The sequence below is a fragment of the Amycolatopsis sp. NPDC102522 genome (assembly GCF_055584485.1).
In genome coordinates this window covers 18,732-40,601 of the sequence record NZ_JBVJLY010000016.1, presented here as the reverse complement: position 1 = coordinate 40,601, position 21,870 = coordinate 18,732, and the positions used below count along the sequence as shown (strand labels likewise).

Annotated in this window: 19 protein-coding genes; 8 read left to right on the top strand and 11 right to left on the bottom strand. The window is 70.3% G+C overall.

The features are described 5' to 3' along the window. Positions 1–4: 4 nt before the first annotated feature. Positions 5–2,179, bottom strand: coding sequence for an RNA polymerase recycling motor ATPase HelR (helR, locus tag ACZ6YV_RS30265; protein WP_465512842.1), 2,175 nt, complete (start codon positions 2,177–2,179; stop codon positions 5–7). A gap of 108 nt (positions 2,180–2,287) precedes the next feature. Further along, the gene (locus tag ACZ6YV_RS30260; RefSeq protein WP_465512841.1) at positions 2,288–5,956 is read right to left on the bottom strand and encodes a WD40 repeat domain-containing protein; all 3,669 of its coding nucleotides are present in this window, start codon (positions 5,954–5,956) and stop codon (positions 2,288–2,290) included. A 93-nt stretch (positions 5,957–6,049) separates the two neighbouring features. Between ACZ6YV_RS30260 and ACZ6YV_RS30255 the strand changes: the two genes are divergently transcribed. Beyond that, on the top strand, positions 6,050–6,679 hold the full coding sequence (locus tag ACZ6YV_RS30255; protein ID WP_465512840.1) for a LuxR C-terminal-related transcriptional regulator: 630 nt from the start codon (positions 6,050–6,052) through the stop codon (positions 6,677–6,679). Here the strand turns inward: ACZ6YV_RS30255 and ACZ6YV_RS30250 are convergent. From ACZ6YV_RS30250 to ACZ6YV_RS30240, 3 genes are read right to left on the bottom strand one after another with little or no spacing between them, the layout of a single operon-like run. Continuing rightward, positions 6,670–8,175: a precorrin-2 C(20)-methyltransferase gene (locus ACZ6YV_RS30250; RefSeq protein ID WP_465512839.1), complete on the bottom strand. Its 1,506-nt coding sequence runs from the start codon at positions 8,173–8,175 to the stop codon at positions 6,670–6,672. The genes ACZ6YV_RS30255 and ACZ6YV_RS30250 overlap by 10 nt on opposite strands. Further along, positions 8,172–8,795, bottom strand: coding sequence for a precorrin-8X methylmutase (locus tag ACZ6YV_RS30245; protein ID WP_378241590.1), 624 nt, complete (start codon positions 8,793–8,795; stop codon positions 8,172–8,174). The genes ACZ6YV_RS30250 and ACZ6YV_RS30245 overlap by 4 nt, the downstream gene beginning before the upstream one ends. Further along, positions 8,792–9,880 (bottom strand): precorrin-3B synthase, encoded by a 1,089-nt coding sequence (locus ACZ6YV_RS30240; protein WP_465512838.1) that lies wholly within the window; start codon positions 9,878–9,880, stop codon positions 8,792–8,794. Before ACZ6YV_RS30240 ends, ACZ6YV_RS30245 begins: the two co-directional genes overlap by 4 nt. A 98-nt stretch (positions 9,881–9,978) precedes the next feature. On the opposite strand from ACZ6YV_RS30240, the gene ACZ6YV_RS30235 reads away from it, so the two are divergent. The 5 genes from ACZ6YV_RS30235 (at position 9,979) to ACZ6YV_RS30215 (ending at position 14,060) form a co-directional block, all read left to right on the top strand. Continuing rightward, a complete protein-coding gene (locus tag ACZ6YV_RS30235; protein WP_465512837.1) occupies positions 9,979–10,884 on the top strand; it encodes an ABC transporter ATP-binding protein in 906 nt (301 codons plus the stop codon). Beyond that, positions 10,884–11,735 carry an ABC transporter permease gene (locus ACZ6YV_RS30230; RefSeq protein WP_465512836.1) on the top strand — a complete coding sequence of 284 codons (852 nt, stop codon included), beginning with the start codon at positions 10,884–10,886 and terminating at the stop codon, positions 11,733–11,735. Before ACZ6YV_RS30235 ends, ACZ6YV_RS30230 begins: the two co-directional genes overlap by 1 nt. 3 nt (positions 11,736–11,738) lie before the next feature. After that, positions 11,739–11,981, top strand: a complete 243-nt coding sequence (locus tag ACZ6YV_RS30225) for a helix-turn-helix transcriptional regulator (protein WP_465512835.1) — start codon at positions 11,739–11,741, stop codon at positions 11,979–11,981. Further along, positions 11,978–12,649 carry a hypothetical protein gene (locus tag ACZ6YV_RS30220; protein ID WP_465512834.1) on the top strand — a complete coding sequence of 224 codons (672 nt, stop codon included), beginning with the start codon at positions 11,978–11,980 and terminating at the stop codon, positions 12,647–12,649. Before ACZ6YV_RS30225 ends, ACZ6YV_RS30220 begins: the two co-directional genes overlap by 4 nt. A 157-nt stretch (positions 12,650–12,806) precedes the next feature. Then, a complete protein-coding gene (locus tag ACZ6YV_RS30215) occupies positions 12,807–14,060 on the top strand; it encodes an HNH endonuclease signature motif containing protein (RefSeq protein ID WP_465512833.1) in 1,254 nt (417 codons plus the stop codon). 738 nt (positions 14,061–14,798) lie between these two features. Here the strand turns inward: ACZ6YV_RS30215 and ACZ6YV_RS30210 are convergent. Genes ACZ6YV_RS30210 through ACZ6YV_RS30200 form a run of 3 tightly spaced genes read right to left on the bottom strand, consistent with a single transcriptional unit; the run spans position 14,799 to position 16,524 of the window. Continuing rightward, entirely contained in the window at positions 14,799–15,224 is a 426-nt protein-coding gene (locus ACZ6YV_RS30210) for a hypothetical protein (RefSeq protein ID WP_465512832.1), read from the bottom strand. After that, positions 15,224–15,781: an RNA polymerase sigma factor gene (locus ACZ6YV_RS30205; RefSeq protein WP_465512831.1), complete on the bottom strand. Its 558-nt coding sequence runs from the start codon at positions 15,779–15,781 to the stop codon at positions 15,224–15,226. The genes ACZ6YV_RS30210 and ACZ6YV_RS30205 overlap by 1 nt, the downstream gene beginning before the upstream one ends. Then, complete coding sequence (locus tag ACZ6YV_RS30200) at positions 15,778–16,524, bottom strand: pyrimidine reductase family protein (RefSeq protein ID WP_465512830.1); 747 nt, start codon at positions 16,522–16,524, stop codon at positions 15,778–15,780. The genes ACZ6YV_RS30205 and ACZ6YV_RS30200 overlap by 4 nt, the downstream gene beginning before the upstream one ends. Positions 16,525–16,622: 98 nt before the next feature. Between ACZ6YV_RS30200 and zapE the strand changes: the two genes are divergently transcribed. Further along, positions 16,623–17,657 carry a cell division protein ZapE gene (zapE, locus tag ACZ6YV_RS30195; RefSeq protein ID WP_465512829.1) on the top strand — a complete coding sequence of 345 codons (1,035 nt, stop codon included), beginning with the start codon at positions 16,623–16,625 and terminating at the stop codon, positions 17,655–17,657. Here zapE and ACZ6YV_RS30190 read toward each other — a convergent pair. From ACZ6YV_RS30190 to rocD, 3 genes are read right to left on the bottom strand one after another with little or no spacing between them, the layout of a single operon-like run. Then, the gene (locus ACZ6YV_RS30190; protein WP_465512828.1) at positions 17,611–18,219 is read right to left on the bottom strand and encodes a phosphatase PAP2 family protein; all 609 of its coding nucleotides are present in this window, start codon (positions 18,217–18,219) and stop codon (positions 17,611–17,613) included. The genes zapE and ACZ6YV_RS30190 overlap by 47 nt on opposite strands. Before the next feature lie 31 nt (positions 18,220–18,250). Further along, entirely contained in the window at positions 18,251–19,612 is a 1,362-nt protein-coding gene (locus ACZ6YV_RS30185; protein WP_465512827.1) for a DUF2252 domain-containing protein, read from the bottom strand. A 31-nt stretch (positions 19,613–19,643) separates the two neighbouring features. Further along, positions 19,644–20,846, bottom strand: a complete 1,203-nt coding sequence (gene rocD, locus ACZ6YV_RS30180) for an ornithine--oxo-acid transaminase (RefSeq protein ID WP_465512826.1) — start codon at positions 20,844–20,846, stop codon at positions 19,644–19,646. Between the two features lie 157 nt (positions 20,847–21,003). Here rocD and ACZ6YV_RS30175 point away from each other — a divergent pair, with 157 nt between their 5' ends. Further along, positions 21,004–21,858, top strand: a complete 855-nt coding sequence (locus ACZ6YV_RS30175) for a PPK2 family polyphosphate kinase (protein WP_465512825.1) — start codon at positions 21,004–21,006, stop codon at positions 21,856–21,858. Positions 21,859–21,870: the final 12 nt, after the last annotated feature.

The window sequence follows — 21,870 nt, the reverse complement described above, 5'->3', positions numbered from 1 at the left end:
TGGGTTACGGGGCCAGCCCGGCCAAAGCGGGCGGCAAGGCGTCCTCGTGTAGGACGCCGAGCCGCTGCGTAGCGCGGGTAAGCGCGACGTAGAGCTCAGCCGCGCCGCGCGGGCCGTCGGCGAGGATCCGCGCCGGGTCCACGACGAGGACAGCGTCGAACTCGAGCCCCTTCGTCTCCGAAGCGGGCACGGTGCCCGGCACCCCCGGCGGCCCGATCACGACGCTGGTGCCTTCACGGCCGGCCTCGTCCTTGACGAACTCCTCGATGGCGCCGGCCAGCGAGTCCTCGGTGACCGGCCGCGCCCACGGCCGCACACCGTTGGACCGGACCGACTCCGGCGCCCGGACGTCCGGCGCGAATTCGGCCAGCACCGACGCCGCGACGGCCATGATCTCCGACGGCGTGCGGTAGTTCACCGTCAGCGACCGGTAGACCCAGCGGCCCGGCACGTACGGCTGCAGCATCGCGTCCCACGACCGTGCCCCGGCCTCGGACCGGCGCTGCGCCAGATCGCCGACGACGGTGAAGGACCGGTTGGGACAGCGCCGCATCAGCACCCGCCAGTCCATTTCGGACAGTTCCTGCGCCTCGTCGACCACGACGTGCCGGTACGTCCAGTCCCGGTCCGCAGAGGCGCGCTCGACGAGGCTGCGCGTGTCGTGCTCGACGAAGCGGTCGGCGAGTTCGTCGGCGAAGAGGAGGTTTTCGGCGGACAGCATGACGTCCTCGTCCATCTCCTCGCGGTCGAGTTTCATCGTGTCCAGCACACCTTCGGCGTACTCGGCCTCGGCCTTCTTCTCCCGCTCGACGGCCCGCTCCGCCGCCTGGTCCGCCCGCTTGTCACGGCCGAGCAGGTCGACGAGTTCGTCGAGCAGCGGTATGTCCGACACCGTCCAGGCTTCCCCGTCGGCGCGCAGCAACGCCTGGTCGGCACCCGCGGCGCGCAGCCTGTCCGCGGAAGAGAACAGCGACCCCAGCAGGCTTTCGGGCGTCAGGATCGGCCAAAGCTCGTCGAGCGCGGTGGTGAACGTCTCGCTCTCCGCCAGTTCCTTGAGCAGGTCCTTCCGCAGCCGCTCCCATTCGTCGCGGTCGTCCCGGCTGAGCCAGCCGCGGCCGATCCGCGCGATCGCCCGCTCGGTCAGGACGTAGGTGACGATCTCGGTGAACGTCACCCGCGCCTCGTTGTGCGGCAGACCGCTCTTGCGCGCCTCTTCCCTGGCCCATTCCGCGGTCTCGGCGTCGATCCGGACGGTGACGTCGGCCAGGTCGACCAGCACCGGCTCCGAAGGCAGCCGCTGACGGTCGGCGACGGCGGCTTTGAGGACGTCCAGCATCTTCAGCGAACCCTTGAGCCGCGTCGTCTCCGGGCCGTCCTCGGCGGTGACGTGCTTGCCTGGCACGAAATCGCCGGTGGTCATGAACACCACGTCGGTCTCGCCCAGCGACGGCAGGACCCGGCCGATGTGGTGCAGGAACGCCGGATTCGGCCCGACCACGAGTACGCCGTGGCGCTCCATCCGCTCGCGCTGGGTGTAGAGCAGGTAGGCGACACGGTGCAGCGCCACCACGGTCTTCCCGGTGCCCGGCCCGCCCTCGATCACCAGCACGCCGGGATGCTCGTGCCGGATGATCTCGTCCTGTTCGGACTGGATCGTCGCGACGATGTCGCGCATCCCCTCGCCCCGCGGCGCGTTGACGGCCGCGAGCAGCGCCGCGTCACCCTCCGCGTCGCCGCCGGGACGGCCGAACACCTCGTCGGTGAACCCGAGCACCTCGCGCCCGTGCGTGTGGAACTGGCGGCGACGGCGCATCTTCTCCGGCGTCGCCGCTGTCGCGGTGTAGAACGGGCGCGCCGCCGGGGCCCGCCAGTCGAGCAGCACCGGTTCGTAGTCGTTCTCCTCTTCGAAGAGACCGATCCGGCCGATGTAGGCCGTCTCCCCCGCGTCGCTGTCCAGCCTGCCGAAGCACAGGCCGTTGTCCACGACGTCCAGCCGCCGCGACTCCCTGCCCAGCGCGCGCACCTCGACGTCACGTTCCATGGCCGTCCCGCCGGTTCCCCCGAGCGCGGCCTGGAACTCCCCCTTCACCCGCGCGCGTTCGGCGTCCAGGCGCGTGTAGAGCCCGGCGACGTATTCGCGTTCGGTCCGGAGTTCTTCTTCATGACCCTGAGTTGACACAGACTCCCATTTCGCCAGGTTTCGGCTACGGCGAGTGAGTCTGAAGCATGACCGGGGTCTTGTGGCAAGTCCCCCTATGCGCTATATGTTTATTACGGAGGGAGTTACTCATCCGCACGGTGGCGCGTAGTCGAGCCCCGGAAAGTACCTCTCCCACTCTTCCCTGGTGATCCTCGGCGTCGCCAATCTGCAGATCTCCTCGCCCACTCGCGCGGTGTCCGTCTGCCACAGCTGCACGCCACTGCTCCCGATCGCGAGCGTATGCCCGTCGTCCCGGTACGCCAGCGAGTTGACCGTCGCGGCGAAGCCGGTGAGCTGCGCCGATTCGACCGGATTCCGCGGATCGGTCAAGTCCCAGACGCGCACCGTCCGGAACGCCGAGGCCGCCAGTTCCTTGCCTGTCGGGCCGAACGCGAGCGGCCCGACGCCCTCGGGATTGCCGCCCAGTTTCGCCAGCCGCACAGCGTGCGCGCGATCGGCGATGTCCCAGAGGTAGACGTTCCGGTCGCTGCTGCCCGCGGCGACCGTGCGGCCGTCGGGGCTGAGCGCCATCTTGAACAACGTGCCGCCGTCGGGCCGCAGCGTCGAGACGAGGCCCGGGCGGTGAGGGTCGGCGACGTCCCACAAGGTCACCGCGGACGAGTCGGGGCCTTGACCGGCCACGAGCGTCCGCCCGTCGGGGGTGAACGCGAGCGACCAGACGGTGCCATCGCCGACAGGCAGGACCCGCGGCTCGGCGAACCGCGTGGGATCGCCGACGTCCCAGAGCTGGATCGGCCCGTCGTCGTGGCCGGAGGCGAAGGTCTTCCCGTCCGGGCTGAACGCGAGCGAGTACGTCGGCCAGACCGTGGTCGACGCCGTCAGTTTCGGCGCCGTCGGATCACTGATGTCCCAGCGCTGGAGCACGAACTTCCCGCCGACACCGGCACCGTCGTGCGCCGCCAGCGCGAGACTTCGCCTGTCCGGGCTCAGCGCGACGGCGGTGACGGTGGCCGGGCCGAGGAGTTTCGCGAGCTGTCTCGGGGCGCGAAGGTCGTCCATCGCCCAGAGCCGCACGTCGTCGCCCGAGGTGACGAGGATCCGGCCCTGTTCGGTGAAGGTGCCCACGTTCCAGCCCGCGCTCGAAGCCAGCGCCAGCTCGCCGACGTCCTGCAGCCGGACGGTGCGGTCGGCGCTGGTGGACACGATGGTCTTGCCGTCCGGGGAGAACGCCGCCCACCAGATGGAGTTCGTGTGCCCGGACAGCGGCGGCAGTTCCTTCGCCGGTCCCGTGACGTCCCAGAGCCGGACGGACTGGTCGTCGCCCGCGGTCACCACGAGCCTGCCGCTCGGGCTGAACCCGGCCGCCCAGACCACGGCGGGCGTGGTCAACGTCGTGAGCCGGCGCGGCGCCGCCGGATCCGCGACGTCCCAGAGCTTCGCCGTGCGGTCCCAGCTGGTGGTGAGCAGCCGTTTGCCGTCCGGGCTCCACGACGGGGTGAGCTGCAGGTCCTGGTGTCCGGAAAGGACGGACCGCTTCAGCGGCGCGGACGGCGTGGTGACGTCCCAGAGTTCCGCCGTCCAGTTCGTGTTCGTGACCGCGAGCAGCTTGCCGTCCGGGCTGAACACGGCGCGTTCGAGCTGCTCGGCCCGGATCACTCCGAGCGGTTTCGGCGCGCCGAGGTCGCCGACGTCGGCGAGCCGGACGGTGTGATCCACGGAGCCGGTGACGAGGACACGGCCGTCGGGGCTGAAGTCGAGGGAGAGCAGGACGTCCCGGTGCCCGGTGACGTCCGCCTTCCGCACCGGATGCCGCGGATCGGTCAGGTCCCAGAGCCGGATCCGGTGATCCCGGGTGACAGTCGCCAGCGCCCGTCCGTCCCGGCTGAACGCGAGCGGCCCGCGGACCTCCTCCGAACCGGGCAGCGTCGACAGCAGCACCGGCTGCCGCGAATCGGCGATGGACCACACCCGCGTCGACCGGTAGGAGTCTGCGGTGATCATGAGCTGCCCGCTCAGCACGACGGTGACGTCGCCGGGGTCGAAGGGCATCCGGGTGGCGAACGGCGCCGCCATGGACGCGAGCAGGCCGTCGTGGGTCTCCTGGATCGGCGCGAGCCGGTACGCGGCGAGGCTGAGCTGCGTCGACAGCGCCGGATTCGACTCCCGCAACGTCTTCGCGTCGACGACGGCCTTGCGCGCGAGCGCGACGTTCCGTTCGTCGGTCGCGGTGTTCCTGGCATCGACGGCGTACACACCGGCCGCCACCGCCAGCACCAGCAACACGTGAAGGAGCGCGACGAGTCTTCGCAGCCTCCTGGTCCGCTTGCGGCCGGCGGCGGTCTCCTCGGCTTCGGCGTCGAGCCCGGCGCGCAGGAACTTCCGCTCACGCGTGCTCAGCGCGTCCGGTTCCCTGGCCGCCCATTCGGCCGCGAGACCCAGCCGTGTGCCGCGATAGAGGCTGCCCTTGTCGCGATCCAGCGACTCCCACAGCTCGGTCGCCTCGGCCAGCTGACGATGCAGGCGGTGCCCTTCGCGGTCCTCCGCGAGCCAGTCGCGCAGCCGGGGCCAGCTGCGGATCAGGGCCTCGTGGGCGATCTCGACGCCGTCGCGGTCGAGGACGAGCAGGCGTGCGTCGGCGAGTCGTTCGAGGACCTCCGTGGTCGCCGGATCGTCGTCGAGTTCGCGCCGATTGAGACGCCGCTTCGTGTCTTCGGTGCCTTCGCCGAGCGCGGTCAGCCGAAGGAAGATCTGCCGGACGACGCTCTGTCTGTCCGGCTCCAGATCCGTGTAGACGGCTTCCGCGGTCTGCGCGATCGCGTTCAGGATCCCGCCCGCCGCCTCGTACGCGGCGCTGGTCAGCGTGATCCCCTGGCGCCGCCGCCAGGTCTCCAGCAGCGCGTGCGAGACGAGCGGGAGCATCGCGGGCTGGCCGGTGGCGTCGGCGACGAGCGTCGTGACCAGCGCGGCCTCGACCCGGCAGCCCGCGCGGACGGCGGGTTCGACGATCGCGGTCCGGAGTTCGTCCGCGGTCATCGGGCCGACCATCACCTGCGCGTCGGTGAGCGCCTCGACCAGCCCGGCGTGACGGCAGAGGTGACCGTAGAAGTCCGCGCGGACGCCGAGGACGACCCGGGTCCCGTGCTCGTCGCGGGTGAGCGCGAGCAGCGTGTCGACGAACTTCTCCTGTTCGGCCTGGTCCCGGCAGAGGGTGTAGACCTCCTCGAACTGGTCGACGATCAGCAGCCGTCCCTCGGCGTCGAGATCCTCTTCGACGGGATGCGCCCCGGGCGTGCGAAGGACGACAGGGCGTTCGCTCGCCGCCGCCAGCCCGGCCCGCAGGACGGACGACTTCCCCGAGCCCGAAGCGCCGAAGACTCCGACGAGCCGTCGCTGGCCGAGCTTGCCGGTCAGCTCGGCGACCAGGCGCTCGCGGCCGAAGAACCGGGCGGCGTCGGCCGTCTGGAACGCGGCCAGTCCCAGGTACGGGAGTTCAGCGGCCTCACTGTCGTCACGTTCGCCCGAAGCCGCGGCGAGCCCCGCGGCGACAGCGCGCCAGCGTTCCTCCCACGCCTGGACGTCTCCACCGCACGCGGTGACGTACGCGACCGTCACCGCGAGCCCCGGCAGTTTCCGGCCGCCCGCCGCCTCGGACAACGCGGCCGCCGAGTACCCCGCGCGGGTCGAAAGCTCGCGGTACGTCGGCCCGCCGGCCGTTTCCCGGAGCAGGCGAAGATCCGCCGCGAACCTCACGACGACGTCGTCGCCCGGTCCCAGCGGGCGCTCACGTCTCGGCACCAGGCCCCCTGATCGTCGAAGCGTTATCGAATGGACATTGTTCACCGAAAACGGCCGGACACTGTACAAAAGTTCTGCGCTACAACCGATGGCGTGCCGATTCGAACCCCAGTGGTGAGCGTGGTCTTCGCCGGTGTCCCCGAGCCGCCCGTGTCCCCGGAGCTGGAGGTGGTCGCTCATACCCCCGACGAACGCGAAGCGGTCTGGTACGCCACCACGCTGCGCCCGGACGTCCTGGTCCTGTCCGTTCACCCACCCGCGCTCGACGGGCTCGCCATCACGCGCGAAGTGTCTTCCCGCGTACCGGGAACCGCCGTGCTCGTGCTGACCCCGCCCGGCGACGGGGAACTCGTGGTCGCCGCGATGCTCGCGGGCGCTCGCGGCGTACTGTCCCGGACCGCCGGCCACGACGACCTGGTCCGGTTCATCCGCGGGGTGGCGGCGGGCGCGGTCGTCTTCGGCGAGCGCGCCGCGGACCGGCTTTACGGCCTGCTGGCCGCGTCCCAGCCGATCCGGGTGTTCCCCCGGCTGACCTCACGCGAGCACGAGGTGCTCGACCTCCTGGCGGGCGGACTGGTGATCGCGCAGGTGGCTCGACAGCTGGGAGTCGCGCCCAAGACCGTGCGCAACGTCGTCTCGTCGATCCACGCCAAGGTCGGCACGGACGACCGGGAAGTGCTGCTCGGCCAGGCGCGCAACGCCGGGCTCGGCCGTCACTCGTAGGTGCGCGGCGTCCAGACCACCCCGTTCTCGGCGCGGGTCTTCGACGAACCCACGATCAGCAGGCAGCGCATGTCCACTTCCGACGGCTCCAGCGTGCCGAGGGTGACGACGCGGATGTCCTCCTCCGGCCCGCCGACGTCACGCGCGACGACCACCGGTGTCTCCGGCGCGCGGTGCCGCAGCAGGACTTCGCGAGCCTGCGCGAGCTGCGTGGTCCGGGTGCGGGACGCCGGGTTGTACAGCGCGAGCACGAGATCCGCCGCGCCCGCCGCGTCGAGCCGTCGTTCGATGATCTCCCACGGCTTGAGCCTGTCGGACAGCGAAAGCACGCAGTAGTCGTGGCCCAGCGGCGCGCCGACCCGGGACGCGGCCGCCTGCGCGGCGGTCACCCCCGGCACGATCCGCACCCGCGTGCCCGCGCCGTGCCCGGCGGCGACCTGCTCCAGCACCGCCGACGCCATCGCGAACACGCCGGGATCACCCGAAGACACGACCGCGACCTTGGCGCCGTTCGCGGCCAGTTCCAGCGCCTCGACGGCGCGTTCGGCCTCGACGCGGTTGCCCGACGCGTGCCGCTGCTGGCCCGCGCGCTGCGGAACCCGCGCGACGTACGGGCCGTAGCCGACGATGTGCTCCGCCGCGGCCAGCTCCTCGGTCGCTTCGGGCGTCAGCCAGCCAGGGCCCGCCGGGCCGAGGCCGACGACCACGACTTCGCCGCCAGTACGCGTTTCCGGCTTCTGGGCGGCTTCGGGTTCGTCGGCGAGCCTGGACGCGTACGCCGGGCTGGGCAGCAGCGCCAGCGAGAAGTACGGCACCGAGTCCGGGTCGACGTCGGCCAACGGCTCGACGCGCTGCGTCTGCCAGGTCGCGCGTTCGATGTAGAAGGCGTCGTCCAGCTTCCCGGCCTCGGCCAGCGCCTCACGGACGTTGCCGAACGTGCGGCCGAGTTTGAGCACCGCCGCGGCCTGTGTGTCGGCCAGGCGTCGCGCGAGCTCCGGCGCGGGCAGCGTGCCGGGCAGGATGGTGAGGACCTCGTCGCGCTGCACCAGCGGCCGCCCGAGCACCGACGACGCGGCGCTGACCGACGTCACGCCGGGCACCACGGTCGCCTCGTAGCGGTCGGCGAGCCGTTCGTGCATGTACATGTAGGAGCCGTAGAAGAACGGGTCGCCTTCGCAGAGCACGACCACGTCATGTCCGGCGTCGAGGTGTTCGGCGAGCCGCTTCGCGCTCAGCTCGTAGAAGTCGGCGATGGCGCCTTCGTAGCCGCCGGGGTGGTCGGTGGTCTCGGTCGTGACCGGGTAGACCAGCTTCTCTTCGAGCTGCCCCTCCCGCAGGTACGGCTCGGCGACCGAACGCGCGATGCTCCGGCCGTGCCGCGCGCTGTGATAGGCGACGACGTCGGCCTCGCCGATCAGTCGCGCGGCCTTGACCGTCATCAGTTCGGGGTCACCGGGCCCGAGCCCGACACCCCAGAGTTTCCCGGGCCCGCTCATTCGACCTCACTCGCCATCGCGTTGATCGCGGCGACGGCCATCGCGCTGCCGCCACGGCGTCCGTGCACCACCAGATACGGCGCGGGTGCCTGCTCGACGAGCTCCACTTTGGACTCGGCGGCGCCGACGAAACCCACCGGGACACCGATGATCGCCGCCGGGGCGCCGACACCCTCGTCGAGCAGTTCCAGCAGGCGGAACAACGCGGTGGGCGCGTTGCCGATCGCCACCACGGAACCGGGCAGCTTGTCGCGCCAGAGTTCCAGCGCGGCCGCGGAACGGGTGGTGCCCATCCGCTCGGCCAGCCCCGGCACCTTCGGATCGGACAGCGTGCACAGCACCTCGTTGGCCGAAGGCAAACGTTTGCGGGTCACGCCGGAGGCGATCATGTTGGCGTCGCAGAGGATCGGCGCGCCCGCTTCGAGGGCCGCGCGACCGGACTCCACGACGTCCAGGCTGTAGCGGAGGTCGTCGACCAGGTCGACCATCCCGCAGGCGTGGATCATCCGCACGGCCAGCACCGCGACGTCGTCGGGGAGGATCGCGAGATCCGCCTCCTCGCGGATGGTGGCGAACGAATGCCGGTAGATCTCGGCCCCGTCCCGGATGTAGTCGATCACTGTGTTCCTTTCTGCGCCAACGTCGCCAACGTCTCCGCTAGCTCGCCGACCGGGACGAACGCCCCGTCGACCAGATATCCGTCCTCGGTCGCGAGCACGTCGACGTGCTCGTGCGCGGGTTTCCCGCATCGTCGTTCACAACCGGCGAAATGGGCTCTCGGGGCCCGGCCGACCCGCGCCGCGTCGGCCCGGACGTCGGCGAGCGACTTCGCGCAGCCCGGCCGTCCGATGCAGGCGCTGATCCCGAGCGACGGCGCGGCCGGATCGGCGACCAGCCCCGTACCCGCCTCCAGGTGGCCGCGAACCAGGATCGACCGCCACGGGGTGACCACGGCGTCCCCGGCTTTCGCGATCGCTCGCGCTTGGGCCGAGGTCAGGCGGCCGAAGACCGGGGCGACGACGATCGCTTCGCCGATCGGCCCGATGGGCAAGCCCGGCCTCGTGGCGAAGACCTCGGGCTCGGTTCGTTGTCCCGGAATGCCGCTGACCAGCGGTTCCGTGTCGGAGAGTTCGCTGACGCGCCAGACCGTTCCCCTGATCCGGAGGAACGCGCGCGCGACCGAGATCAGCGCGTCGACGGCGTGCTCCGCGCTGACGCGCAGGCCGGTGTCGTCGCCGGCGAGCAGCACCGCGCCGTCACGCCAGCAGACGTCGGCGCCTTCTCCCGCGACGTCGCCTTGGCCGCAGTCGAGAGCGAAGAGGAAGCGCCCCGGGAGTCCGGCCAGTTCGGGGACGGCGCACAGGGCCGCGTCGAGCGCGGGGGCGAGTTCCTGGGCGACGTCGCTCAGAGGCGAGGCGAGGATGTTGCGGACACGTTCGTGTGACGGCGAAGGCAGGAGTCCCGCCGCTGAAAGCCTGGTCGCGAGGCCTGGACGGGTGACGCCGCGAAGCTGGACGTTGCCACGCGAAGTGAGATGGAGAGCGCCGTCGCCGAGGTCGTCGGCTGCGTCCGCGAGAGCCCTGAACCGGTCCGCGGTGATGGCGCCGCCGGGCAGCCGGACCCGGGCGAGCGGACCGTCGGCGGCGTCGTGCGTGGCGAAAACACCGGGGCACGCGTCGGCTCGGACACGTGCGCTCGTGGACATGCGCTCACTGTAGATGGCCCACTTCGAGGAGAGTAATCATCGGATCGAATGTAGTAGATGTGCTACATTCGATCGCAGCACTGAGATGGGGGTGACCTATGAGAGATCCACACGATGTGATGATCTCCGTCCAAGGTCTACGGATGCGGTACGGGACGAACGACGTCCTCCACGGCGTGGACTTCACCGCGCACCGGGGCGAGGTGATCTGCCTGCTGGGGCCGAACGGGGCGGGCAAGACCACGACGATCGAGATCCTCGAAGGCTTCCGGATTCGGTCGGAGGGCGAGGTCAGCGTGCTGGGCATCGATCCGGCGCACGCGGACGAGGACTGGAGGGCGCGGCTGGGGGTCGTCCTCCAGTCCTGGCGCGACCACGCGAAATGGCGGGTGCGGGAACTGCTGGAGCACCTGGGCGGCTACTACGCGCCGTACTCCACCGACCGCATCAGGCGGCCGTGGGATCCGGACGACCTGATCGCCGCGGTCGGGCTGACCGCGCACGCGGACAAGCGGGTCCGGATGCTGTCGGGCGGGCAGCGGCGCCGCCTCGACGTCGCGATCGGCATCGTCGGCCGCCCGGAACTGCTGTTCCTCGACGAGCCGACAGCCGGACTGGACCCGGAGGCGCGGCGCGAGTTCCACGAACTCGTGCACCGGCTGACCGATGACGACGACACGACGATCCTGCTCACCACGCACGACCTCGACGAGGCCGAGAAACTGGCCGACCGGATCCTGATCCTGAACCACGGCCGGATCGCGGCCGACGGTTCGGCCGACGCGCTGAGCAGGCAGATCGCCGGCGAGGCCGAGGTGCGCTGGACGCTGGACGGTCAGCGGTTCGTGCACTCGACGACGGAATCGACGAAGTACGTGCACGAACTGTTCAAGCAGCACGGGGACGCCATCGGCGACCTGGAGGTCCGGCGGGCGTCGCTCGAGGACACGTACATGACCCTGGTGCGCCAGGCGGAATCCCCGCTCGCGGAGGTGAGTGCGTGATGAACGCGGTTCAGCACAGTGTCCGGTTGGGCATCCGACGGGGCTGGCTAGAAGCCCGCCAGATGATGACCAACCGCGAAGACCTGTTCAACACCTTCCTCTTCCCGGCGATCTTCATCGTCGTCATGTTCTTCATGCGCGACGCGAAACTGCCGGGCATGGAGTTCTCACTCGGCGCCGCCACCGTGCCGAGCGTGCTGGGCGCGTCGATCGTGTTCAGCGGCATGCTCGGCATGGCGGGCGTCCTCGCCGTCGAACGCGAGGACGGCACCCTCCTGCGCGCCAAGGCGACCCCGAACGGCATGGTCGGCTACCTCGTCGGCAAGGTCGTCACGGTATCCCTCAACACGGTCATCGGGATGCTGCTGGTGCTGATCCCGAGCCTCATCCTGTTCGACGGCATCGCTCCGGGCGGGCTGACGTCCTGGCTGGGCCTGCTGTGGGTGCTGGTGCTCGGCCTGCTCGCCACCATGCCGCTCGGCGCGATCTTCGGCTCGCTGACCACCAACGCGCGCAGCATCGGGCTGATCATGCTGCCGACGCTGGGCATCGGCGCGATCTCCGGGATCTTCTACCCGATCACCGCGCTGCCGGAGTGGCTGCAAGGCATCGGCCAGGTGTTCCCGATGTACTGGCTCGGCCTCGGCATGCGCTCGGCGCTGCTGCCGGACTCGACGGTGATGATCGAGATCGGGCACTCCTGGCGACCATGGGAGACCCTCGGTGTCCTGACCGCATGGGCCGTGATCGGATTGACACTGGCCCCGGTGGTCCTGCGGCGCATGGCGCGCCGCGAATCCGGGTCCTCGGTGGCGGCACGACGGGATAAGGCGATGCAGCGAATTGGCTAGTTCATGAGCGAGGTCGTTTACAACCGGATCGCGATGCTGCGGGCGGAACGGGGCATCTCCCGCCGCGAGCTCGCCGATGCGCTGGGCGTGCACTACCAGACCATCGGCTACCTCGAACGCGGCGAGTACAGCCCGAGCCTCTACCTGGCGCTGCGGATCGCGGGATTCTTCGAGGTGGCGGTGGAGATCATCTTCTCCACCGCCCCTTTCCCGCGGATCGGTGAATCTTCGGAGTGGACAGCATGAGCCTGCTGGCGCGGGCGCACGCCCACGCGGTCCGACTGGGACGCGATCGGATCGGCGGGGAGGAGCTTCTGCTCGCCGTTTTGGATGATGGCGTCGGGTACGCACTTCCTGGCGTCTTGGGGATTTCTCGCGATGTCCTCGTCTGGCAACTGGAGAAAACACCTGCTTCCGACGTCGCCGCAGGCACCGAGTCGGGGTTCGCGGTCACCGCCGAAGTCCGCGAGGTGCTGCGGCATGACGGGTTCACCGAGATGATCGCCGCGTTGCTGTCGCCCGGAGGCGGGCCGGCTCGCATCCTGGCCGAACACGGCGTGACGGAGGAGCTGACACGGGAAGCCCTTGCCCGGATCTGGGCTCCTCTGCTCGACGAGAACGCCGCCTGGGGCGGGCCCGATCTCACCACCCCTGTCCGCGGCCCCGCCGATCCACCGCTCGAGATCGACCTGCTCAGCGCGCAGATCGCCGAGCACCGGCGACGCAAGGAAGCGGCCGTCGACGCGCAGGAGTACACCCAAGCGGCGATCGTGCGCGATGCGGAGAAAGAGGTCGTCCGCTTGCGGTCCGGACTCATCCGGGACTGGGCCGCGACGGTCGACCCAGTGGATCTCGCCGAGGCTGTCGTTTCGCTGCGGGAAGAGGTCGCCACACTTCGACGTTCTCGCAATTAGTCGCCTAATTGCGGCCTGACCGCCGGATTGGCCACTAGCGCCGTTCACATTGAGACGCAGCACTCGGGCGAATTCACTCTTCAGCATTAGATTCGCCGCTTCATTGTCACTTAAAATTACGAACACATGTTCGACTGAAGTGGCGTATTATGGAGGGGTGTCCGAGACTGTTCTTCCCGAGTTGCCGCAGGAGCTGTGGCGCGCCGGCAAGCTGGAGCTTGCGCATGGCGTGCAGCAGTTCCTGCAGGTGATGCGTGTCGCGTCCGCCGGGTTGGGGCAGTACTTGGCGGAAGTGGAGTCTCGGGGCGTCAAAGACTTGTATGGGTATGGGTCGACGGCGGCGTGGTTCGCTGATGTAGCACGGTTGTCGCGGGGTGAGGCGGGCCCGATCGTGAAGCGGGCGATCGCGGTGAACCCGACCCGCGCGTTGGACGGCACCGAGGTCCCGCCTGTCGCTCCCGCCACAGGTGCCGCAGCTGCTGACGGTGCGATCGGTGAGCACCGTATCGAGCAGATCCTGGAGATCCTGAAAAGGATCCCAGCCGACACCTCGACAGAGGACCGTCAGAGCGCGGAGAAGATCCTGGCCGACCTGGCCCGGGACGCGGGCCCCCGGCAACTGGCGAAGGCCGAGGAGGACATCCTCGGCTGGCTCGACCCCGACGGGAACGAACCGAAAGAACCCGAACCCAAACAGCCACGCCGGGAAGTCACCCTTCAACGCCGCCGGGACGGGTTCTGGAAACTCACCGGGCTGCTCGACGACGAACTGGGCGCCCGGACCGCGGCCGCCCTGGAGGCGTACGCGACACCGCGTCCGGTGGACGAGTTCGGGCAAGCCGACCTGCGCATGAAATGCGAACGCCTGGGTGACGCCTGGGCCGAACTCCTCGACCTCGCGATCGCCTGCCCGGACCAGCCCGGCACCAGCGGATACCGGACTTTGGTGCACGTCACCATCGGCCTGGAGGAGCTCAAGTCCGGGATCGGGAAGGCCTGCCTCGACTTCGTCGGGACCATGACCGCCCGCGAAGCACGGATGGCCGCCTGCGACTGCCTCATGCTCCCCGTCGTGCTCAACGCGACCGGTGAGCCCCTGGATGTGGGACGCCTACGACGGTTCGTCACCCCCGGCCAGCGACGGGCGTTGAACATCCGGGACCGGGGCTGCGCGTTCCCGGGCTGTCATCGACGGCCCAAGAACTGTCACGCCCACCATATTCATCACTGGGCAGACGGCGGACCCACAGACCTCCGCAACTTGGTGCTGGTGTGCGGTTTTCACCACCGGCTGATCCACCACGGTGACTGGGAAGTCCGGATGGCCGCCGACGGGTTACCGGAGTTCATCCCTCCCCAGTATCTGGATCCGTTACGAAGAACCCGGCGCAACACCCTCCAGCGCGCCTGAACCCCCGCATGACCCGAGGAGCCCGCCAGCCAACACGGCGACGGGCCCTTCGGCGTGCCCACGGACAGCACCAGGTCAAGTGGCGACCGGTCTTTGCCTCCCTACCGCTGACCCGCACATCCCAGCGGACGCCCGGATCGACGGTGAAGGAATCAGGACACGCAACGTCCCAAATCCTCCATCCCACCCAATCCCTGGACCCGCTACTGAACACGAAGAGCCCGACAGCCACACCGACGACGGGCCCCACAGACCGCGCCCAGCTCACCCGCCGCCTGGATCAAGGAGTCGTGAGCAGCAATTCGCGCTAACAACCCCCGGGATCGACGGTGGAGGATTCGGGACGTTGAATGCCCCAAATCCTCCACCGTCGCGAGCTCACCCCGCCCCGGACCGACGACCGAGCGGGCAGCTCCGCGCCACGCCGCGTCCGGAACCGCACCACCCCTCCCAACTCACCCGCCGCCCGGGTCGGGGGGGGGGGGGGGGGGGGGGGGGGGGGGTGGGGGGGGGGGGGGGGCGCGCCCCCCCCCCCCCCCCCCCCCCCCCCCCCCCCCCCCCCCCCACCCCGACCCACGCCTCACCGCCGCTTTGACTGCCTGAGGTACGTGAAGGACCCCTTCACTGCGTCTAGCGCAATGAAGGGGTCCTTCACGTACTTGGGCCCACCGTGAAGGGGGCCTTCACGCGCAGCTGCTGCCCCCAGGGCGAAAGTAGCGATCGCGACCGGACCGGGGCTCAGTCGGGATGCACGTCGACGACGTGGACGTTGATCGCCGGCGGCGCCGACCCGAGCTGTCCCGCCAACGCCACGCCGACCCGGTGCCGCACCAGCTCCGCGACCCCCGCTTCGACGCCGAACCGGATCGTCACCAGCACCTGGAGCACGTCGTCTTCGAGGGCGACGGCCGAGACGTGGACCCCGCCGAGCTCGCGGCCGATCTCGGCGACGAGCTTCCTGGTCATGAGCACCAGCGCCCGTTCCGACACCTGGGTCTTCCCGCCTGCCGAGGGCAGGTCGAGCGGGGCTGTGGTGTGCCGTCCGCGGACGCCGCCGACCGAGCGGAGCACGCGTTCGACGAGCCCGGGCGGAGTCGGCACCGGACGGCTCGCGGCGGCGCGTACTTGCTCCCACCGGGGGTCGTCGCGCGGATCCTCGCTCATCACCGTTCCCCGGGTCGGAAGTTGTCGCCGAGTTTCGCCAGCAGCGCCACCCTCGCGCGGTGCAGGCGGGCGCGTAAAGCGGGCACGCTGACCTCCAGCACCTCGGCCACCTCGTCGTAGGTCAACCCTTCGAATTCTCGCAGAATCAGCGGGATCCGCTGGCCGACGTCGAGTTCCGAGATCGCTCGCAGCACCGTGCCGACCTGCTCGGCGCTCACCACGTGCCCCTCCGGACCAGGCACGACACCCGCGTCGCCCTCGTCGAGCGGCACGGTCGGTTTCCGGCGCCGGACCTGGCCGAGCGCGCCGTTCGTCGTCACCCGGTAGAGCCAGGTGGACACCGCGGACTCGAACCGGAACCCGGGCAGCGCGCGCCACGCGGAGAGCCAGGCCTCCTGGACGACGTCCTCGGCTTCCGCCGCGCTGCCGGTGATCCGCAGCGCCACGCGGTACATCCTGGCCGTGTGCCGCCGCACCAAGGTGTCGAAGGCACCGTGGTCCCCGGCGGCGGCCCTGGCCGCCAGCTCCTCGTCCGGAACCGGCGCCGGCTCGCTCACCCGCCCTCCCGGCGGCGGTAGCGAAGCATGGTGAAGCCGTCCTCGAAGAGCACGGACGCGAGGTCCATCCGCCGGGGTTCCGGGGACGGGCGGCCGTGGGCGATCCGGCGCTCGCCCGCGCCCGCCAGCAGCGGGGCGACGGTCAGGCACAGCTGGTCGACGAGGTCTGCCGCGATCAGGTCGGCGAACAGCGCGGGCCCGCCCTCGCAGTCGACGCGCCGCAGCCCTCGTTCACCCAGCAGTTCGAGCGCCCGGTGGAGGTCGACGTCGTCGGTCCCCGCGACGAGCACCTCCGCCCCCGCGCGTTCCAGCGCGGCCCGCGGCGCCTTCTCGGTGGTGATGACGATCGGCGGGACCTTGGTGTCGGTGAACAACGGGCCCGCGGGGTCGAGTTCACCGGAACGGGTCACCACCGCGATCGGCGGGACCTCGGACAGCCCGAGCGCGACCCGGCGGGCGGCGCGTCCCGGAGTGATCCGCGCGCCGCGGTAGCCCTCGGCCCGGGCGGTACCGGCGCCGACCAGGATCACGTCGGACAGCAGCCGTCCCGCCAGGAAGATCCGCTTGTCGGCGGGGTGCGAAAGCCCTTCGGACAGCTCGTCGACCGCCACGGCGCCGTCGGCGGAACTGACGAAGTTGACCTGGACCCAGGGACGGGTCAGGCCTTCCGGATACCCGTAGAGCCGTTCGAGGTCGGTGTCGGAGACGGGATCCGCCGGTGTCGTTGGCCACAAAAGCTGCACACGACCATCCCAGCATGGGCCCGGCAGCACCGCTGAGCGGGGGATACGCCCGGTCAGGGAGGGTGAACGGGTGACGCCGGTGCCGTTACTCTCGGCGCATGCCCGCCCGCCTGATCGATCGCCGTCCGGAGCTGTCCGCGGACGAGCTGATCACCGCGCTCGTCCCGCCGCCCCGGTTCGACGCGGTCCGGTTCTCCACCTACGTGCCCAATCCGGACGAGCCGAGCCAGGCCGAGGCCGTCGTCGGCTGCGGCGCGTTCGCGAAGCGCGTGGCGGAGGCCGCGAACCGGAAGCCGAAGTCGAAGCTGCGCGCGCTGTTCGGCGGCGGGGACGAGACGCCGTCCGGGCCGAGCGGGCTCTACCTCGACGGCGGTTTCGGCGTCGGCAAGACGCACCTGCTCGCGTCGACATGGCACGAGACGCCGTCGCCCAAGGCGTACGGGACGTTCGTGGAGCTGACCCACCTCGTCGGCGCCCTGGGCTTCGCCGAGGCGGTCCGGCGGCTTTCCGAACACCGGTTCCTGGCGATCGACGAGTTCGAACTCGACGACCCCGGCGACACCATGCTCGTCACCCGCCTGCTGCAGGAGCTCATCTCGGCCGGGGTCTTCGTGGCGGCGACCTCCAACACGCTGCCGGACAAACTCGGCGAGGGCCGGTTCGCCGCCGCGGACTTCCTGCGCGAGATCCAGTCGCTGTCCGCCAAGTTCGGCGTCTGCCGGGTCGACGGCCCGGACTACCGTCACCGCGGCCTGCCGGACGCGCCGCCGCCCGCGAGCCCGGAGGAGCTGGAAGCCTCCGCCGCCGCACACCCCGAGTCCACTGTGGACGACTTCGACGCGTTGTGCGACCACCTCGGCGGGCTGCACCCTTCGCGCTACGGCCGGCTTCTCGACGGCGTGACCCGGGTGCATCTGCGCGACATCCACCCGGTGCCCGACCAGAACGTCGGACTGCGGATGGTCGCCTTCGCCGACCGGCTCTACGATCGCGCGATCCCGCTGGTGGTCTCGGGCGATCCGGTGCCGCTGCTGTTCACCGAGGAGATGGTGAACGGCGGCTACCGCAAGAAGTACCTGCGCGCTGTCAGCCGTCTGACGGCACTGGCGCGCGACGCCGTGCAGCCCAGCTGAGCAGCTCCCACGTCGCGCACACGGTCGCGATGGCGAACAGCGTGCCGCCCACGACGTCGGTCAGGTAGTGGTAGCCGAGGCCGATCATGCCGATCGTGACCCCGGCGAGCACCACCGCGCCCACGACCGAGATGACGGCCGTCGCGACCCCGGGGCGGACCAGCAGGACGAGCACGGTCAGCACCGCGACCAGCGCGACGGTATGCCCGCTGGGGTAGGCGAGGTAGGTGTACTTCCAGCGGTCGAAGAGCGGTTTGAGCACCCAGGTGTTCGCGAGGATCGCGACGAGCGGGCCCGCGACGGTCAGGGCCGCTTCGGGCTTGCGCCGTGCGGCCAGGCAGAGGGCGACGGTCACCGCCGCGACCGGGATGAGGACGTAGGCCTCGGTCGGCAGCACGAGCAGCTGCAGAAGGCCGGTGTCGGAGCCGAAGGCGCGCTCCACCCACTTGACGGCGAGCTCGTCGGGGCCGGAAACGCTCGTGCCCGACACCAGCATCCCGAGTACGACCATGATCACCGCGCAAGTCACCGCGACCAGCCCGTACGGCGCTCTTCCGCTCATCCGGCGAGATTACGTGATCACCGACGGGGCGTCAGAGGGCGGCGAAGGCCTCGTGGTCCGCTTCGGTCTGATCCGCGTACCGCACCGCGTACGCCCCGATCGCCTCGTCGAGGTCTTCGTCGTCCTCGAAGTACCCCGCGAGCATCTGCGGATGCAGCGACCGTGCGTGCGCCCGCGCCAGCAGCGCGCCCGCCAGACGGCCGTAGTCGTCGAGGTGGTCCTTCTTCAGCTCCGCCGGATCGATGTCGCCCTTGAGGTTCCGGAACTGCCGCACGATGTACGGCACGCCGTCGATGGTGGTCCAGCCGAGCAGGATGTCCGTCTCGGCCTGGACGAGCCGAGCGCCTTCGACGATCCGGCGGCCTTCGTGCTCCGGCGCGGCCAGGCCGAGGAACGGCGCGAGCGCCGACGGATTGGCCTGTTTCACCTGCAGTACAAGGTCTTCGCCGCTGTTTCCGTGCAGCAGCGCGACGTAACTGCGCAGCCCGACGCTGCCGGTGCCGACCACCCGGAAGGCCACGTCGGACACCCGGTAGCGCGAGATCAGCGTCCGCCGCGACTCTCGCAGGGTGTCCACATAGGACATCAGTCCGGTGATGACGGCTTCCGCCGTCGCGTCGTCGATGTGCGTGAGCACCGGCGGGTCTTCGACGAACCGGTGCCGTTCGAGGCCGGTCTCGCGGTCGTCGATCCGCCGGGTCCACTTCGCGGTGACCTTGGCGCTGGTGTTCTTCCGCGCCTTCTCGGCCGCTTCCTCGAAGTCGTCGATCAGGTCGTGCGCGCGGACCTTGCTCAGCACCGACGCGTCCGGCAGCGCGTTCCACGACCGCAGGAACGGCAGTTCCGCGAGCCCCCGGATGGTGCGCCGGTAGGACTTCGCCGCGTCTTCGGCGGCCTCACGGCAGCCCGATTCGCCGATGCCGCCCTCGCGTCCGGCCAGCACGAGACTCGCGGCGAGCCGTTTGAGGTCCCACTCCCACGGGCCCGGCACGGATTCGTCGAAGTCGTTGATGTCCATGACGATCCGGCCTTCGGGCGTGCCGTACAGCCCGAAATTCGCGGCGTGCGCGTCCCCGCACAGCTGCGTCGTCAGCCCGGACACCGGGGAGCCCGCGAGATCGGCGGCCATCAGCCCGGCGGCCCCGCGGAAGAAGGTGAACGGCGACGCGAGCATGCGCTCACGCCGCAGCTCCACCAGCTCCGGCAGGCGGCCTTCGTTGGTCCGCGCGAAGAACTCCGCCACGTCGGGACGGCCGTCGCCCGCCGCCGCGTGATCGTGCGCGGACGACGGCACCTTGTCCCGCAGTGCCTTGCCTTTCGCGAACCAGTCTTCCGGCGTCACCGTCTCGGTGCCGACCAGCGGCCGCTCCACCCACTCCCGCGCGTCTCCCATGGACAGCCAACGTACCGGCCGCCCGAAAGGTTCACCGGGTCCGGACGACCTCCGTGATCGCGTCGATACCCCGGTCGAGTTCCTCGCGGGTGATCACCAGCGGCGGCGCGATCCGCAGCGTGTGGTCGTGCGTCTCCTTGCACAGGACGCCGCGTTCGGCCAGCGCGGTGGACGCCTCCCGGCCGGTCGGCCCGCCGGGGGCGATGTCGATCCCCGCCCAGAGCCCGCGGCCGCGGACCTCGGCCAGCCCGTTCCCGACCAGTTCGCCGAGCCGCGAGTGCAGGTGGGCGCCCAGGTCCCGCGAGCGCTCCTGGAACTCGCCGGTCTTGAGCAGCCCGACCACGGCCCGGCCGATCGCGCAGGCGACCGGGTTCCCGCCGAAGGTGGAGCCGTGTTCACCCGGTCGCAGCACGCCGAGCACATCCTGGCTGCCGACGACGGCCGAGACCGGCATGATCCCGCCGCCGAGCGCCTTGCCCAGGGTGTAGACGTCGGCGCGGACGCCTTCGTGGTCGAGCGCGAGGACGGTGCCGGTGCGGGCGAGACCGGACTGGATCTCGTCGGCGATCAGCAGGACGTTGTGCTCGTCGCACAGCCGCCGCGCCTCGGCGAAGTAGCCGGACGGCGGCACGATCACGCCCGCCTCGCCCTGCACCGGCTCCAGCAGGATCGCGGCGGTGTGCTCGGTGATGGCGTCGCGCAGCGCTTCGGCGTCGCCGTACTTGACCGTGACGAAGCCCGGGGTGAACGGCCCGAAGTCGGCGCGCGCGGTCTCGTCGGTGGAGAAGGACACGATGGTCGTCGTGCGGCCGTGGAAGTTCGAGCCGGCGACGATGATCTCGGCTGTCCCGTCGGGAACGCCCTTGACCTGGTACGCCCACTTCCGGGCGATCTTCACCGCGGACTCGACGGCTTCCGCGCCCGAGTTCATCGGCAGGGTCATCTCGGTACCGGTCAGCTCGGCGAGCTCCCGGCAGAACAGCCCGAGCTGGTCGTGGTGGAAGGCGCGCGAGGTCAGCGTCACCCGGCCGAACTGCTCGACCGCGGCGGCGATGAGCCCGGGGTGGCGGTGCCCGAAGTTCAGCGCCGAGTAGCCGGAGAGGAAGTCGAGGTAGGTCTTGCCCTCCACGTCGGTGACCGAAGCGGCCTCGGCGGTGGCGATCACCACGGGCAGCGGGTGGTAGTTGTGCGTGCTCCACTGCTCGTCGAGCGCGATGAAGTCGGCGGTCGTCATGCGTTCAGGTTAGATGCCCCAGTGGTGGACTTCATCCGGGAAACGTTGCTTTGACCCGTTGTTCGTTGCGTATCGACTCCATTGGGTGGCGATATCGTGCAGACGAGTACTTGATCACCGTCAGGCGCGGGAGGCGGACCGCGGTTATCGTCGCCGGATGGCGAAAAAGGACACCGTCTCCGTCCGGGACGCGCTGAGGATCGGCAAGGGGACCGAGCGGCCCGGTCCGGGCGAGTTCCCGATCGGGCCGCGGAAGAAGCCCAAGGCGCTGGAAGATCTCGCCGATGCCGGGGCCAAGCTCGCGAAGCTGCAGGAGGCCCTCTACGCGGAGGGCGTCGGCGGGGGGAACCGCAGCCTCCTGCTGGTCCTGCAGGGGATGGACACCTCCGGCAAGGGCGGCACGGTGGGGCACGTCCTCGGCCTGGTCAACCCGATGGGCGTGCGGTACGCGGGGTTCAAGAAGCCGACCGCCGCCGAGGCGCGCCACCACTATCTGTGGCGGATCCGGAAACAGCTCCCTGTGCCGGGGCAGGTCGGCGTCTTCGACCGCTCCCACTACGAGGACATCCTGGTCCCGCGGGTGCAGAAGCTGGTGCCCGCCGCCGAGTGGCGCAAGCGCTACGCCGAGATCAACGAGTTCGAGAAGGAACTGGCCGACGCCGGCACGACGGTCGTGAAGGTCTTCCTCGACATCTCGCCCGAGGAGCAGCTGAAGCGGCTCAAGACCAGGCTGGAGACCCCGGCGAAGTGGTGGAAGTACAACCCGGCCGACCTCGACGCGCGCGCCCAGTGGGGCGACTACCAGAAGGCCTACGCCGACATCTTCGCCAAGACCTCCACGGCGGACGCGCCCTGGTACTCCGTCCCGGCCGACCACAAGTGGTACCGCAACTGGCTGGTCGCGCGGATCCTGATCGAGACGATCGAGGAGATGGACCCGAAGTTCCCCCAGGCCGACTTCGATCCCGAGGCGGAGCTGAAGAAGCTGGAAGGCGTTGGCGTCCCGGGTTGATCGTCTGAGAGA